Source organism: Streptomyces sp. SS7, from assembly GCF_037993025.1.
Taxonomy (GTDB): Bacteria; Actinomycetota; Actinomycetes; order Streptomycetales; family Streptomycetaceae; genus Streptomyces.
In genome coordinates, this window is sequence record NZ_CP141223.1 from 6814750 (window position 1) to 6829744 (window position 14995).

Sequence of the window (14995 nt, forward strand, 5' to 3'; positions counted from 1 at the left end):
GTCCCCTCCCCGCGCACGCCGCAGTTCCTGCGGCTCTACGCGCGTCCAGCCGTCGTCGTGTCGGACAAACCCTCCCGGCAGGCACCGGAGTCGTCGGCGCACTCCACCGAACGGTACGCGCCGGAGCCGATGCCGGCGAGGTTGCGCAGACTGTCGGTGCCGGGCACGAAGTAGCCGCCGTGGCCCTGCGCGTCCTCGGAGGACAGCACCCGCGCCCCGAACGCCCGTGCCATCGGATCCTCGCCGTGCCCGAGCCCGCCGACCTCCAGGTGCGGGACGTCCCCCACCCAGTCGTCGGCGTCCCGCATCGCCCACACCCGGGCGCCGGTGCCCAGCTCGGCGGCCTTCTCCACCCGCATGCCGGGGCTGCCCGCCACCGCGATGTCGCTCACCCGGTCCGGCATCGTGTGCGCGGCGACCCCGCACAGCACCGAGCCGTAGCTGTGGCAGAACAGCGAGACGGGCGAGGTGCCCGGCAGGGCGCGCAGCAGGGCGTTGAGCCGTACGGCGCCGTTCTCGGCGCGCATCGCGGTCGCCGAGTCGATGCCGAGCCCGTCGGGGGAGGTGTAGTCGGCCCAGGCGATCACGGCGGTCCGGGTCGAGGGGCTCGCCTCGCGCTCGGCCGCGTACAGCGCCTCGGCCATGCCGACGGGCGCCGAGTACCTGCGGTTGGTGCGCTGGAAGGTGAGCAGATCGGTGTCGACGCCGGGGACGACGACGGAGATCCGCTCGGCGGTGTCCAGGTCGCCGAAGACCTCGGCGGCCCGGCCCGAGCCCTCCGGGTCGAAGGCGAGGATGTGCCGGGCGGGGTCGCTCAGCGCCTCGTAGCGGTGCATGCGCCGCCCGGCCTCCTGCTGTCCGGCGGGCGTGAGCCGGCTGTCGTGCATCCGCTTGCGCTCGACGCGGGTCTGCTGGTGCAGCGCGATCCGGTTGGCGCGGTAGCGCAGCTGGACGGGGGCGCCGTTCATGTTGCCCACGGCGAGCGCGTAGTCATGGGCGAGGCCGGTGCGCTCGGCGGCGGTCAGCGAGGCGAAGAAGCGGGCGATCCGGCCCGGTGCCGCGCCCGGGTCCGGCAGCGCGCGGCCGTCGATCCGGCCGTGCTCCCAGGCCGAGCGGGAGGCCTTCAGCGCGGTGGTCCCCTGGTGATGGCGTACGGCGGTCCAGCCGGTGGTCGCCAGCATCACGAACACCACCGCGAGGGCGGGGAGAGCGCGCCAGAGGCTCAGTTGCGGGGAGGTGTTGAAGGAAGTCACTGGGAGGACACACTAGGAGAACGGGAGGGTCTCAGGTTAATAAAGTGGCGGGGATCACGTTTCGACCGGCGTGTCGATGGTCATAGCACCCTTCAGGCCTTTCGCCAGTCTCCCAGCAGGGCCGGTCCGACCTGGTCGAGGTAGCCCGACGTCACCGTGTGGATGCCGGCGAGGCTGAACTCCCCCTCCGCCTGTGCCACCCACTGCCGCTCGGCCATCCGCATCACTCCGCTGAACACCGCCACCGCGAGCCGCGGCCGCGGATCGGCGTCCACGTCCAGGCCCTCCCGCCCGGCGATGACGCGGGCCAGGGTCTCCTCGACCTCGGTCGACCGCCGAAGATACGCGGCGAGCAGCACCGGCGTCGACTCGATCACCCGGTACATCCGCAGATACAGCTCCACGGGTACGACGGTCTCCACGACCTCGTTGATGGAGGACCAGCCGTCCAGCACGGCCTGCCGCAGCGCCTCCATCGGCGGCTCGTGCGCCGGACGCTCCCGCACGGCCTGCACGAACCTCTCCGCGGTCAGCTCGACCAGGCCGAGCGCGGCCTCCTCCTTGCCGGCGAAGTAGCGGAAGAAGGTGCGCTGGGAGACGTCGACTGCCTCGGCGACCGCGTCCACGGTGGTGTGCTCGTAACCGTGCGACACGAAGAGCTCCACGGCGGCCCGCAGCAGCGCGTCCCGGGTACGCCGCTTCTTGCGCTCGCGCAGCGTCTGTTCGCGCAGTGTGTGCATAGGTGTCAGTTACTGACTTGTGAACTCGTTTGTCAATTGTCAGTGGCTGTCCTTAGCCTCGGCGCATGACTAGTCAGACCACCATCGACACGACGGGGTCGGGGGACAGGGCGTCAGCGGCCCCGGCGGACCCGCTCCCGGCCCGGGGGCTGCGCGGCCACCCGTGGTTCACCCTCATCACCGTCGCCGTCGGGGTCATGATGGTGGCCCTCGACGGCACCATCGTGGCCATCGCCAACCCGGCCATCCAGAAGGACCTGGGCGCCAGCTTCGCCGAGGTGCAGTGGATCACCAACGGCTACTTCCTCGCCCTCGCGGTCTCCCTGATCACCGCGGGCAAGCTCGGTGACCGCTTCGGCCACCGCCAGACCTTCCTCATAGGCGTCGTCGGCTTCGCCGCCGCCTCGGGCGCGATCGGCCTCTCCGACAGCATCGCGCTGGTCGTCACCTTCCGCGTGCTCCAGGGCCTCTTCGGCGCGCTGCTGATGCCGGCCGCGCTGGGCCTGCTGCGGGCGACCTTCCCGGCCGAGAAGCTCAACATGGCCATCGGCATCTGGGGCATGGTCGTCGGCGCCTCCACCGCGGGCGGCCCGATCCTCGGCGGCGTCCTCGTCGAGCATGTCAGCTGGCAGTCGGTGTTCTTCATCAACGTGCCGGTCGGCCTCATCGCCCTGGTCCTCGGCGTGCTGATCCTGCTCGACCACCGTGCCGAGAACGCGCCCCGCTCCTTCGACCTGCTCGGCATCGCGCTGCTGTCGGCCGCGATGTTCTGCCTGGTCTGGGCCCTGATCAAGGCCCCGACCTGGGGCTGGGGCGACACCAAGACCTGGGCCTTCGTGATCGGCTCCGCCGTGCTGTTCGCGGCGTTCGCCCTGTGGGAGACGAAGGTGAAGGAGCCGCTGATCCCGCTGGCGCTGTTCCGTTCCGTCCCGCTGTCGGCGGGCGTGGTCCTGATGGTCCTCATGGCCATCGCCTTCATGGGCGGCCTGTTCTTCGTGACGTTCTACCTGCAGAACGTGCACGGCATGAAGCCCATCGACGCCGGTCTGCACCTCCTTCCCCTCACCGGCATGATGATCGTCGGCTCCCCGCTCGCGGGCGCGATGATCACGAAGCTGGGCCCGCGCATCCCGCTGGCCGGCGGCATGGCGGCCACCGCGATCGCCATGTACGGCATGTCCACCCTGGAGACGGACACCGGCAGCGCCGTCATGTCCCTCTGGTTCGCCCTGCTGGGCCTCGGTCTCGCGCCGGTCATGGTCGGCGCCACCGAGGTCATCGTCGGCAACGCGCCCATGGAGCTGTCGGGCGTGGCGGGCGGCCTCCAGCAGGCGGCCATGCAGATCGGCGGCAGCCTCGGCACCGCCGTCCTGGGTGCCGTGATGGCGTCCAAGGTGGACGGCGACCTGCCGGGCAACTGGACCGCGGCGGGCCTGCCCGCACTCACCCCCGCCCAGCTCGACCGGGCCTCCGAGGCGGTCCAGGTCGGGGTGGCGCCGGTGACGCCCGAGACGCCGGCCGAGGTCGCCGCGAAGATCACCGACGTGGCGCACGACACCTTCATCTCCGGTATGAGCCTGGCGTCCCTGGTGGCGGCCGGGGTCGCGGTCGTCGCCGTGTTCGTCGCCCTGCTGACCAAGCGCGGCGAGAACGCGGAGGCGGGCGCCGGGGTCGGCCACATCTGAGACCGGGCCGGACAGGGGAGATCCGACGGAGGAGACCTGCCGGAGGAATCTGCCGGAGGAATCTGCCGGAGGGAATCTCCCGGAGTAAATCTGACGGAACTTCAACGGATTTCCCCTATCCGGGTGATGAGACTAAAGGCGCCTCGCTTCCCGAACACGCCACAGGTCACAGTTAGTCAAGCCCTCCGGATGGGGAGGGCGGCCAGGGCTGCGACGCGCTGCCGGAGGGGGACGGCGCGCCGCGGCCCTGTCCCGTGTCCGGCGGGCATGAACCGCGAGCGGTGGGTACCCGGACATCGAAACATCCCCGGAAACCAGGGAGTTGACGATGGCCGGCTTCGGACACGGCACGCGCAGGTACCCCCGCTCATCTGGCCGTACGAGGTCAGGGACCGGGCCGGATCGCGCGACGCTCGGGATCGTCGGCCTCGTCTGCGCGGTCGCCGGTTTCTTCGCCCTGGGGATCGTCCTCGGTCCCGCGGCGATCGTGTGCGGCCGGCTGGCCATGGGCCGCGGGTGGTCGGGTTCCCGGCCGACCCCGGCCCTGGTCGCCGTCGTCCTGGGCGCGATCGACACCCTGCTGGCGATCATCTGGCTGGCCGGGGTGGCGACACCGGGGCTGTGACGCGGGAGCCCGTGACGAGTGCCGTGGCGGCCAGACTCACCCGCCCGTGACCGTGTCGCCGGTGAGGGCCTCGTGCTCCCGCGTTCCGTGCCGGAGTTCCGCCACCTCGGCGCGCAGCGCGCGGACCTCCTCCGTCAGCGCGAGGATCGCCGCCGTCTGGGCCCGCTCCTCCACGTCGTCCTTCTCGAAGCGCTCGATGAACCAGGCGGCGATGTTGGCGGTCACCACACCGAGCAGGGCGATGCCGGACAGCATCAGCCCGACCGCGATGAGCCGGCCCATCCCGGTGGTCGGCGCGTGATCGCCGTACCCCACGGTCGTCATCGTGGTGAACGACCACCACAGGGCGTCACCCAGGGTGCGGATGTTCCCGTCCGGTGAGTCCCGTTCCACCGACAGCACGGCGAGCGAGCCGAACATCAGCAGCCCGACGACCACCCCCGCGACATACGTCGTCACCTGGATCTGCGTGGCCATCCGCGCCCGCCGCCCCAGCAGCAGGAGGGTGGAGACGAGCCGCAGCAGCCGCAGCTCCGCGACGAGCGGGAGCACCACCGCGCACAGGTCCAGCCAGTGGGTGCGGACGAACGTGCGCCGGTCGCGCGTCAGCGCCAGCCGCACCAGGTAGTCCGTGGCGAAGGCCCCCCAGACCACCCACTCCACCACGGTGCAGCCGGACGTCACCGTGGGCCCGGCCGACGGGTCCACGATCGGCACGGCGTAGGCGACCGCGAACACCAGGGCGAGAGCCAGCAGCGGCCGTTGGCTCAGCTCTTCCCAACGCTCCTGCGCCGTTCGTTCGTGCATGCCCGCATCGTAAAGAACGCATAAGGGGTGGTGGAGCCATCGGCCCCACCACCCCTTCGTGCGCTGGACGCCTACGCGTCGCCGCCGGCCGCGCCCGGGTCCGCCGCCGCCACGTCGAGGAGCTGGTAGCGGTCGATGGCCTGCTTCAGCACCGACCGGTCGAGCTTGCCCTCCCGGGCCAGCTCGGTCAGCACGCCCACCACGATCGACTGCGCGTCGATGTGGAAGAAGCGCCGCGCCGCACCCCGGGTGTCGGCGAAGCCGAAGCCGTCCGCGCCCAGCGACTGGTACGTGCCCGGCACCCAGCGGGCGATCTGGTCCGGCACCGCCCGCATCCAGTCCGAGACGGCCACGAACGGCCCCTCGGCCCCGGACAGCTTGCGCGTCACGTACGGCACCCGCTGCTCCTCCTCCGGGTGGAGCAGATTGTGCCGCTCGATCTCGACGGCCTCGCGCCGCAGCTCGTTCCAGGAGGTCGCCGACCAGACGTCCGCCTTGACGTTCCACTCCTCGGCGAGGATCTTCTGCGCCTCGACCGCCCACGGCACGGCCACACCCGAGGCGATGATCTGCGCCGGGACCGAGCCCGCCGTGCCCCGGCTCAGCCGGTGGATGCCCTTGAGGATGCCCTCGACGTCCACGTCGTCGGGCTCGGCCGGGTGCTGGATCGGCTCGTTGTAGACGGTGAGGTAGTAGAAGACGTCCTCGCCGTGCGGGTGCTCCGCGGAGCTGCCGTACATCCGCCGGAGCCCGTCCTGCACGATGTGCGCGATCTCGTACGAGTACGCCGGGTCGTAGGCCACACAGCCCGGGTTCGTCGAGGCGAGCAGCTGGGAGTGGCCGTCCGCGTGCTGGAGGCCCTCACCGGTCAGGGTGGTACGGCCGGCGGTCGCGCCCAGCACGAAACCGCGCGCCAGCTGGTCCGACATCTGCCAGAACTGGTCGCCGGTGCGCTGGAAACCGAACATCGAGTAGAAGACGTAGACCGGGATCAGCGGCTGGCCGTGCGTGGCGTACGACGAACCCGCCGCGATCAGCGAGGCCGTGCAGCCCGCCTCCGAGATGCCGTCGTGCAGCATCTGGCCGGTCGGCGACTCCTTGTACGCGAGCAGCAGATCGCGGTCGACCGACTCGTACTGCTGGCCCAGCGGGTTGTAGATCTTCGCACTCGGGAAGAACGAGTCCATGCCGAAGGTGCGGTACTCGTCCGGCGCGATCAGCACGAACCGTTTGCCGAGCTCCTTGTCCCGCATGAGGTCCTTGAGCAGCCGGACGAACGCCATGGTCGTCGCGATGGACTGCTGACCGGAACCCTTCTTCACACTCGCGTACGTCTTGTCCGCGGGCAGCTGCAGCGGCTCGGAGCGCACCACCCGGGTGGGGACGTACCCGCCCAGCGACTGGCGCCGGTCGTGCATGTACTGGATCTCCTCCGAGTCGCGGCCCGGGTGGTAGTACGGCGGCAGGCCGGACTCCAGCTCCCTGTCCGAGATCGGCAGGTGCAGACGGTCGCGGAAGCCCTTGAGGTCCGCCACCGTCAGCTTCTTCATCTGGTGGGTGGCGTTGCGGCCCTCGAAGTTGGGACCCAGCGTCCAGCCCTTGATCGTCTTGGCGAGGATCACCGTCGGCTGGCCGGTGTGCTCCACGGCCGCCTTGAACGCCGCGTAGATCTTCTTGTGGTCGTGGCCGCCGCGCCCCAGGTGCAGGATCTGGTCGTCGGTCATGCCCTGGACCATCGCCCGCAGCCGCTGGTCGTCGCCGAAGAAGTGGTCGCGGATGTACGCGCCGGACTCGGTGGCGTACGTCTGGAACTGGCCGTCCGGGGTCGTGTTCATCTTGTTGACGAGGATGCCGTCCCGGTCCTGCGCGAGCAGCGGGTCCCAGCTGCGGTCCCAGATCAGCTTGATCACGTTCCAGCCGGCGCCCCGGAAGACCGACTCCAGCTCCTGGATCACCTTGCCGTTGCCGCGCACCGGGCCGTCGAGCCGCTGGAGGTTGCAGTTGACCACGAAGGTCAGGTTGTCCAGACCCTCACGAGCGGCCAGGGAGAGCTGGCCGAGCGACTCCGGCTCGTCCATCTCGCCGTCGCCGAGGAACGCCCAGACCCGGGACTTCGAGGTGTCGGCGATCCCGCGCGCGTGGAGGTAGCGGTTCATCCGGGCCTGGTAGATCGCGCCGATCGGGCCGAGGCCCATGGACACGGTCGGGAACTCCCAGAAGTCCGGCATCAGCCGCGGGTGCGGGTACGACGACAGGCCGTACGGCGCCTTGGACTTCTCCTGGCGGAACGCGTCCAGGTTCTGCTCGCTGAGCCGGTCGAGCAGGAACGCGCGCGCGTAGATGCCGGGGGAGGCGTGCCCCTGGAAGAAGACCTGGTCGCCGCCGTCGCCCTCGTCCTTGCCGCGGAAGAAGTGGTTGAAGCCGACGTCGTAGAGGGACGCGGAGGACGCGAAGGTGGCGATGTGACCGCCCACGCCGATGCCGGGCCGCTGGGCCCTGGACACCATCACCGCCGCGTTCCAGCGGGTCGCGTTGAGGATCCGGCGCTCGATCTCCTCGTTGCCCGGGAAGAACGGCTCGGCCCTGGTGGGGATGGTGTTGACGTAGTCCGAGCTGCGCATCTCCGGCACGGCCACGCGCTTCTCGCGGGCGCGCTCGATCAGCCGCAGCATGAGATAGCGGGCCCGTTCCCGGCCGCGCTCGTCGATCGCGGCGTCGAGGGAGTCGAGCCACTCCTGGGTTTCCTCGGGATCGAAGTCAGGAACCTGACTCGGAAGGCCGCCAATGATGATCGGGTTGCGATCGGATCCGGAAGCCACGCTGTTCCTTACTCTCGCTGTTAATCTCGCTGGTTCTCCAGTATCTGCACCGCCCCCATCGTGTACCTCGGAAGTCCAAACGTCATCTCTACCCCGGGGTAACCAGTGTGTGTTCGAGTCTCGTACCCTTGGATGGTTCTCAAATACGCAAACGGGGCAGATAGGTGTGGTGTACGTCACCATCCGTCCCGATCTCGTGCCTGGAGTTGCGTCGACACGGCCAGGATCGTCACCGTTTCGGCGGTCTGAACCGCCGGGTACTTGCGCGATCCGCCCCGCCCGTGTGGACTACGGCCAATGCTTCGCGCACGCGCGTGGCTGAGATATTCCCAAGACATGATCAGGAGGCAACCCGTGAGCGCGACCGCGGACCACGCGGAGGAGCGGACCAACCCTGCCGTCAGGCTGGGTTTCCAGCCCGAGCAGGTGGTCCAGGAGATCGGCTACGACGACGACGTCGACCAGGAGCTCCGCGAGTCCATCGAAGAAACCATCGGCAGCGAGCTGATGGATGAGGACTACGACGACGTGGCCGATGCCGTGGTGCTGTGGTTCCGCGACGAGGACGGCGACCTGACGGATGCGCTGGTGGACGCCACCACGTACATCGAAGAAGGCGGCTCGATCCTCCTCCTCACGCCGAAGACCGGCCGTGACGGCTACGTGGAGCCGAGCGACATCTCGGAAGCCGCGACGACGGCGGGCCTGTCCGCCTCCAAGAGCGTCAGCGTGGGCAAGGACTGGAGCGGCAGCCGGCTGGTGACGCCCAAGGCCGCGAAGTCCAAGAAGTAGTCCGTCCCCGGACGGGCCGAGCCGTCGGGCTCGGCCCGTCCGTCGATCGCGGGCGGCCGCTGCGTAGGGTGGTCCCACCCAGACAGCCCCACCCGAAGGGACACCCCCGCGATGGCGATCCAGGTCGGCGACAAGGCCCCCGACTTCGAGCTCAAGGACAACCACGGCGCCACCGTGAAGCTCTCCGACTTCCGCGGTGCGAAGAACGTCGTCCTGCTCTTCTATCCGTTCGCGTTCACCGGCGTGTGCACCGGCGAGCTGTGCGAGGTGCGCGACAACCTGCCGAAGTTCGCCGACCGCGACACCCAGGTGCTCGCCGTCTCCAACGACTCCATCCACACCCTGCGGGTCTTCGCCGAGCAGGAGGGCCTGGAGTACCCGCTGCTCAGCGACTTCTGGCCGCACGGCGAGGTCTCCCGCGCCTACGGCGTCTTCGCCGAGGACAAGGGCTGCGCGGTGCGCGGCACCTTCGTCATCGACAAGGAGGGCGTGGTCCGCTGGACCGTCGTCAACGCGCTGCCGGACGCCCGCGACCTCGGCGCGTACGTCCAGGCGCTCGACACCCTCTGATTCCTCGGCTCCAGGGCATGCGTGGGCCGGGAACCCGTCACTAGGATCGACTCGTTGATCCGATAGATCCGTTATCCACGCACGGCGGGGCGCCCTGCCCCCCGGACACCAATGGAGGACTCGTGGGAGTCAGCCTCAGCAAGGGCGGCAACGTATCGCTGACCAAGGAGGCCCCGGGCCTGACCGCGGTCATCGTCGGTCTGGGGTGGGACGTGCGCACCACGACCGGCACCGACTTCGACCTGGACGCGAGCGCGCTGCTGCTGAACAACGCAGGCAAGGTCGCCAGCGACGCCAACTTCGTCTTCTTCAACAACCTCAAGAGCCCCGACGGCTCGGTCGAGCACACCGGTGACAACCTCACCGGCGAGGGCGAGGGCGACGACGAGGCGATCAAGGTCAACCTGGCCACGGTCCCGGCCGACGTCGAGAAGATCGTCTTCCCGGTGTCGATCTACGACGCGGAGAACCGCCAGCAGTCCTTCGGCCAGGTGCGCAACGCGTTCATCCGCGTGGTGAACCAGGCCGGAGGCGCCGAGATCGCCCGCTACGACCTGAGCGAGGACGCCTCGACGGAGACCGCCATGGTCTTCGGCGAGCTCTACCGCCACGGCGCGGAGTGGAAGTTCCGTGCCATCGGCCAGGGCTACGCCTCCGGCCTGCGCGGTATCGCGCAGGACTTCGGCGTCAACGTCTGAGCCGCGGGGCGCCCGAAGGATTCACCCTCGTCCGGCGCCGCACCGTTTAGGGGCGGCGCCGGACGCGCAGGACAACCGAAGAAGCACCACGTGGCAGTACCAGGGGAGGACCAGCAATATGGGCGTCACGCTCGCCAAAGGGGGCAACGTCTCCCTGTCCAAGGCCGCGCCGAACCTCACACAGGTGATGGTCGGGCTCGGCTGGGACGCGCGCTCCACCACCGGAGCCCCCTTCGACCTCGACGCCAGCGCGCTGCTGTGCAACAGCGGCCGGGTGCTCGGGGACCAGTGGTTCGTCTTCTACAACCAGCTCAAGAGCCCGGACGGCTCGGTCGAGCACACCGGCGACAACCTCACCGGTGAGGGCGAGGGCGACGACGAGTCGGTCCTCGTGGACCTCGCGAAGGTGCCCGCCCACTGCGACAAGATCGTCTTCCCGGTCTCCATCCACATGGCCGACGAGCGCGGCCAGACTTTCGGCCAGGTGTCCAACGCCTTCATCCGCGTCGTCAACCAGGCCGACGGCCAGGAACTCGCGCGCTACGACCTCAGTGAGGACGCCTCCACCGAGACCGCGATGATCTTCGGCGAGCTCTACCGGTACGGGGGCGAGTGGAAGTTCCGGGCGGTCGGCCAGGGGTACGCGTCAGGGCTGCGGGGCATCGCCCTGGACTTCGGGGTCAACGTCACATAACGCGTTATGAGCAAAAGCCGGTCCCCCCTGGGCTGCGAAGGGGACGGGACTAGACTTCGGCTTCAAAAGTTCGTAAAAAGCCGAGTACGGCGCGGGGGAGACCCGTACACACAGGGATTGGGTAGCCAGTGCTTCTGAAAACCTTCGGCTGGTCGTTCGCGGTCACCGCGCTCGGCCTGGCCGCTGCGGTCTTCTACGGGGGGTGGGAGGCCTTCGGCATCGTGGCGATCCTCTCCGTCCTCGAGATCTCGTTGTCGTTCGACAACGCGGTGGTCAACGCCGGAATCCTGAAGAAGATGAACGCCTTCTGGCAGAAGATCTTCCTCACCGTCGGCGTCCTCATCGCGGTCTTCGGCATGCGGCTGGTCTTCCCCGTCGTGATCGTCGCGATCAGCGCCAAGATGGGCCCCATCGAGGCCGTCGACCTCGCGCTCAACAACAAGGACCGCTATCAGGAGCTCGTCACCGACGCGCACCCGTCGATCGCCGCCTTCGGTGGCATGTTCCTGCTGATGATCTTCCTCGACTTCATCTTCGAGGACCGGGACATCCAGTGGCTGCGCTGGATCGAGCGCCCGCTCGCCAAGCTCGGCAAGGTCGACATGCTGTCGGTCTGCATCGCCCTGATCGTCCTGCTGATCACCTCCTTCACCTTCGCCACCCACGCCCACCAGCACGGCGGCGGACATGTCGACAAGGCCCAGACCGTCCTGATCTCCGGCATCGCCGGTCTGATCACCTACATGGTCGTCGGCGGTCTCTCCGGCTACTTCGAGGACAAACTCGAGGAGGAGGAGGAACGCGAGCACGAGGAGGAGGAAGAGGCCGCGCGGACCGGCAAGCCGAAGTCCGCGGTGCTGCTGGCCGGCCAGGCCGCGTTCTTCATGTTCCTCTACCTGGAAGTGCTGGACGCCTCCTTCTCCTTCGACGGCGTGATCGGCGCGTTCGCCATCACCAACGACATCGTGCTCATGGCCCTCGGCCTCGGCATCGGCGCGATGTACGTCCGTTCGCTCACGGTCTACCTGGTGCGCCAGGGCACCCTGGACGACTACGTCTACCTGGAGCACGGCGCCCACTACGCGATCGGCGCCCTGGCCGTGATCCTGATGGTCACCATCCAGTACGAGATCAACGAGGTCATCACCGGTCTCGTCGGCGTCGTCCTGATCGCCTGGTCGTTCTGGTCCTCCGTCCGCCGCAACAAGGCACTGGCGGCGGCCGAGGGAAAAGCTGAGGGCTCGGACGAGAAGACCGAGGTCTCGTCCGGGGTCTAGTGCCGTGGACGACTCTGCGCCGAGCCCGGCCGTGTGAACCGGGGTGCGCCGAGGAACGCTCTTTGCGGGGCGGTCGGTGAGGACGCTGTCCTCCACGGCCGCCCCGCCGGTATGTCGTGCGAGAAACGTGGGGGCGGGAATGGGCATCTTCGACGGGCTTCTGGGCAGCCGTACGGCCGAGTTCGACTCGGGCAGCGCGGCGAGCAACGCGATCGAACTGACCAAGCGGCATCACTATGTCTCCCTGACCAAACAGGGCGCCGCCACGGGGAACCTGCGGGTCAACCTGACCTGGCGGATGCGGACCTCCGACATCGGCGGGCCCCAGCGGGAGAGTCTGCTGCGGCACCCCTTCAAGGCGCTCAAACCGCCGGAGGTCATCGGGCACAGCCAGAGCATGGTCAACGTCGACCTCGACCTCGGCTGCCTGTATGAGCTGTCCGACGGCACGAAAGGGGTCGTACAGCCGCTGGGCGGCCTGCTGGGCGACGTCAACGCTCCGCCGTACGTGAAGCTCAGCGGGGACGACCGGTTCGGGTCGGCGTCAGGGGAGACGATGTACGTCAACCTCGACCACCGCGACGACATCAAGCGGCTGCTGGTGTTCGTGTACATCTACGACCAGACGCCGGCGTTCGACCGGACGCACGCGATGGTGACCCTGTACCCCAGCAACGGGCCGCGGATCGAGATAGGCCTCGACGAGCGGCATCCGCAGGCCCGCTCGTGCGCCGTGGTGATGATCGAGAACGTGAAGGGGGAACTGGTCGTGCGCCGGGAGGTGCGGTTCGTGTACGGGTTCCAGGCGGAGCTGGACCGGTTGTACGGGTGGGGGCTGCAGTGGGGGCGGGGTTACAAGACGAAGGTGGAGAAGTAGCGCCGGGTCCCGTGCGCGGGCGGGCGCGGCGCCGTCGTCCTCACCGCCCGATGAACTGCGGCCCTTGCGGCGGTAGCTGGAAGGAGCCGTCCGGGTAGGCGTAGCCGTGCGTCGGCAGGTTGTTCGGGTAGCCGTAGGCCGGCTGCGGGGGAACCTGCGTGGTGGGCTGCTCCGGCGGGAGGGGCTGCGACAGGCTCGGCGTGGGCGGGAGCGGCGCCGGGTCCGCGGTGCCGGCCGCCGCCTCCTCCGACTCGTCCACCGAGATGCCGAAGTCCGTCGCCAGGCCCTTCAGCCCGTTGGAGTAGCCCTCGCCCAGGGCGCGGAACTTCCACCCCTCGCCGCGGCGGTACAGCTCGCCGCAGATCAGCGCGGTCTCCTCGCCCGTCTCGGGACGGATGTCGAACGTGGCGATCGGTTCACCGTCGCCGGCCGCGTCGTACAGCAGGATGGTGAGCGCCCGTACGGCGTCGAAGGTGGCGCCGTCCGCCGACGCGACCAGGAGAATCTGACCGACGCCGGGCTCGACACCGGCCAGATCTGTCTGGATGGTGTCGGTGAGGCCCTCGGCGCCCCGCTTCTTGCCGAGCCGCCAGACCTTCCCGGACGGGTGCCGGGGCTGGTTGTAGAAGACGAAGTCCTCGTCGGAGCGCACGCGGCCGTCGAGGCCGAGGAGCAGTGCGGAGGCATCGACGTCCGGCACCCCTTGCCCGGGCGTCCAGCGCAGTACAGCGCGTACCGTGGTTGCCTTGAGCGGGACGTTGGACCCCTTCAGCATCGCGTGCGTCATGCGGTCATCCTGCCCTCTCGGTCCTGATCACGACAACGCGGGGTACACGGACACACAGCGGAACCCACACGGGCGAGTTACCTGAAATTCATGCCCCGAGGGAACCCCTGACATCGACCTCTACGTACTATTACCGGCCACCTCATGTCGAATCCACAGCCTGACCTGCAACACGGGGGAGTTCTATGCGTCATTTCGGTCACCTCGCCCCCGAGGTACGGCAGCGTCTCTTCCACCGGGAGCCCTGTGTCTTCGACGCCGACTCCCCGGCCCGGCTGCTCGCCGCGGCCCTGGGCGCCACGCTCTACAGCCCCGCCACCCGCCCCCGGCTGGCCGACGACGTCGTCAAGCAGACCGCGCGCGGCGTGGTGTCGATGGTGCTGTGCCTGGAGGACTCCATCGGCGACGAGGACGTCCCGGCGGGCGAGGAGAACCTCGTCCGCCAGTTCGCCGACCTCGCGGGCCGCGCCGGCCTGGACCGGCCGCTGCTGTTCATCCGGGTGCGCACGCCCGAGCAGATCCCCGACCTCGTCCGCCGCCTCGGCCCGCACGCGAGCCTGCTGAGCGGGTTCGTGTTCCCGAAGTTCACCGAGGAGCGCGGCATCCCCTTCCTGGAGGCCCTCACCGCCGCCGAGAACGCGAGCGGCCGCCGGCTCTTCGGCATGCCCGTCCTGGAGACCCCCGAGCTGATGTACCGGGAGTCCCGGGTGGACGCCCTGGAGGGCATCGCCCGCGCGGTCGACAAGTACCGGGGCCGGGTCCTGGCGCTCCGCCTCGGCGTGACCGACTTCTGCTCCTCGTACGGTCTGCGCCGGGCCCCCGACATGACCGCCTACGACGTCCAGATCGTCGCCTCCGTGATCGCCGACGTGGTGAACATGCTGGGCCGCGCCGACGGCACCGGGTTCACGGTGACCGGGCCGGTGTGGGAGTACTTCCGGGTCCCCGAGCGCATGTTCAAGCCGATGCTGCGGCACAGCCCCTTCCTGGAGGGACAGGCCGTGGAACTGCGCGAGAGACTGATCGAGCACGCCATGGACGGGCTGCTGCGCGAGATCTCCCTCGACCAGGCCAACGGTCTGCTCGGCAAGACCTGCATCCACCCCTCGCACGTCCCGGCCGTGCACGCGCTGTCCGTCGTCAGCCACGAGGAGTACAGCGACGCGGCGGACATCCTGCGGCCGGAACGCGGCGGCGGGGGTGTGCTCAGGTCCCAGTACACGAACAAGATGAACGAGGTGAAGCCGCACCGCGCCTGGGCCGAGCGCACCATGCTCCGGGCGGAGGTCTTCGGTGTGGCCAACGAGGACGTCAGCTTCGTCGACCTGCTCGCCGCCGGCATACCCGGCTAACCACCTCACTCTCTAGGGA

General features: G+C 69.1%; 14 protein-coding genes. 9 read left to right on the forward strand and 5 right to left on the reverse strand.

Features of this window, described 5'->3' with window-relative positions; genetic code table 11:
• Window positions 1-35: 35 nt before the first annotated feature.
• A complete protein-coding gene (locus U5640_RS31335; protein ID WP_340380022.1) occupies window positions 36-1253 on the reverse strand; it encodes an alpha/beta hydrolase in 1218 nt (405 codons plus the stop codon).
• A gap of 92 nt (window positions 1254-1345) precedes the next feature.
• A complete protein-coding gene (locus U5640_RS31340; RefSeq protein WP_340380024.1) occupies window positions 1346-1993 on the reverse strand; it encodes a TetR family transcriptional regulator in 648 nt (215 codons plus the stop codon).
• 65 nt (window positions 1994-2058) lie between these two features.
• On the opposite strand from U5640_RS31340, the gene U5640_RS31345 reads away from it, so the two are divergent.
• Together U5640_RS31345 and U5640_RS31350 are read left to right on the forward strand one after the other, a co-directional pair.
• Window positions 2059-3678: an MFS transporter gene (locus tag U5640_RS31345; RefSeq protein ID WP_340380026.1), complete on the forward strand. Its 1620-nt coding sequence runs from the start codon at window positions 2059-2061 to the stop codon at window positions 3676-3678.
• 328 nt (window positions 3679-4006) lie between these two features.
• Window positions 4007-4303 (forward strand): small hydrophobic protein, encoded by a 297-nt coding sequence (locus tag U5640_RS31350; protein WP_340380028.1) that lies wholly within the window; start codon window positions 4007-4009, stop codon window positions 4301-4303.
• Between the two features lie 36 nt (window positions 4304-4339).
• Here U5640_RS31350 and U5640_RS31355 read toward each other — a convergent pair whose 3' ends face one another.
• Both U5640_RS31355 and aceE read right to left on the reverse strand, forming a co-directional pair.
• Complete coding sequence (locus U5640_RS31355) at window positions 4340-5110, reverse strand: ion channel (protein WP_340380030.1); 771 nt, start codon at window positions 5108-5110, stop codon at window positions 4340-4342.
• A gap of 71 nt (window positions 5111-5181) precedes the next feature.
• Complete coding sequence (gene aceE / locus U5640_RS31360) at window positions 5182-7929, reverse strand: pyruvate dehydrogenase (acetyl-transferring), homodimeric type (protein WP_340380032.1); 2748 nt, start codon at window positions 7927-7929, stop codon at window positions 5182-5184.
• A 354-nt stretch (window positions 7930-8283) separates the two neighbouring features.
• On the opposite strand from aceE, the gene U5640_RS31365 reads away from it, so the two are divergent.
• The 6 genes from U5640_RS31365 (at window position 8284) to U5640_RS31390 (ending at window position 12837) form a co-directional block, all read left to right on the forward strand.
• Window positions 8284-8721, forward strand: a complete 438-nt coding sequence (locus U5640_RS31365) for a DUF3052 domain-containing protein (RefSeq protein ID WP_340380034.1) — start codon at window positions 8284-8286, stop codon at window positions 8719-8721.
• 111 nt (window positions 8722-8832) lie between these two features.
• The gene (locus U5640_RS31370) at window positions 8833-9291 is read left to right on the forward strand and encodes a peroxiredoxin (protein WP_340380036.1); all 459 of its coding nucleotides are present in this window, start codon (window positions 8833-8835) and stop codon (window positions 9289-9291) included.
• A gap of 122 nt (window positions 9292-9413) precedes the next feature.
• Window positions 9414-9989: a calcium homeostasis/redox stress adaptation protein gene (locus U5640_RS31375; protein ID WP_340380038.1), complete on the forward strand. Its 576-nt coding sequence runs from the start codon at window positions 9414-9416 to the stop codon at window positions 9987-9989.
• 118 nt (window positions 9990-10107) lie between these two features.
• Complete coding sequence (locus U5640_RS31380; protein ID WP_340380040.1) at window positions 10108-10683, forward strand: TerD family protein; 576 nt, start codon at window positions 10108-10110, stop codon at window positions 10681-10683.
• A 128-nt stretch (window positions 10684-10811) separates the two neighbouring features.
• Window positions 10812-11960, forward strand: coding sequence for a DUF475 domain-containing protein (locus U5640_RS31385; protein ID WP_340380042.1), 1149 nt, complete (start codon window positions 10812-10814; stop codon window positions 11958-11960).
• Window positions 11961-12099: 139 nt separating this feature from the next.
• Entirely contained in the window at window positions 12100-12837 is a 738-nt protein-coding gene (locus U5640_RS31390) for a Tellurium resistance (RefSeq protein ID WP_340380044.1), read from the forward strand.
• Window positions 12838-12877: 40 nt separating this feature from the next.
• Here U5640_RS31390 and U5640_RS31395 read toward each other — a convergent pair whose 3' ends face one another.
• Window positions 12878-13624, reverse strand: coding sequence for a TerD family protein (locus tag U5640_RS31395; RefSeq protein ID WP_340380046.1), 747 nt, complete (start codon window positions 13622-13624; stop codon window positions 12878-12880).
• A gap of 185 nt (window positions 13625-13809) precedes the next feature.
• Between U5640_RS31395 and U5640_RS31400 the strand changes: the two genes are divergently transcribed.
• The gene (locus U5640_RS31400) at window positions 13810-14976 is read left to right on the forward strand and encodes an HpcH/HpaI aldolase/citrate lyase family protein (protein ID WP_340380048.1); all 1167 of its coding nucleotides are present in this window, start codon (window positions 13810-13812) and stop codon (window positions 14974-14976) included.
• Window positions 14977-14995 lie beyond the last annotated feature (19 nt).

Excerpts from the sequence above, each read along its gene's own strand:
- U5640_RS31400 (WP_340380048.1), top strand. The coding sequence starts at position 13,810 with ATGCGTCATTTCGGTCACCTCGCCCCCGAGGTACGGCAGCGTCTCTTC.
- U5640_RS31355 (WP_340380030.1), bottom strand. The coding sequence starts at position 5,110 with ATGCACGAACGAACGGCGCAGGAGCGTTGGGAAGAGCTGAGCCAACGG.
- U5640_RS31380 (WP_340380040.1), top strand. The coding sequence starts at position 10,108 with ATGGGCGTCACGCTCGCCAAAGGGGGCAACGTCTCCCTGTCCAAGGCC.
- U5640_RS31395 (WP_340380046.1), bottom strand. The coding sequence starts at position 13,624 with ATGACGCACGCGATGCTGAAGGGGTCCAACGTCCCGCTCAAGGCAACC.
- U5640_RS31350 (WP_340380028.1), top strand. The coding sequence starts at position 4,007 with ATGGCCGGCTTCGGACACGGCACGCGCAGGTACCCCCGCTCATCTGGC.
- U5640_RS31390 (WP_340380044.1), top strand. The coding sequence starts at position 12,100 with ATGGGCATCTTCGACGGGCTTCTGGGCAGCCGTACGGCCGAGTTCGAC.
- U5640_RS31345 (WP_340380026.1), top strand. The coding sequence starts at position 2,059 with ATGACTAGTCAGACCACCATCGACACGACGGGGTCGGGGGACAGGGCG.
- U5640_RS31370 (WP_340380036.1), top strand. The coding sequence starts at position 8,833 with ATGGCGATCCAGGTCGGCGACAAGGCCCCCGACTTCGAGCTCAAGGAC.
- U5640_RS31340 (WP_340380024.1), bottom strand. The coding sequence starts at position 1,993 with ATGCACACACTGCGCGAACAGACGCTGCGCGAGCGCAAGAAGCGGCGT.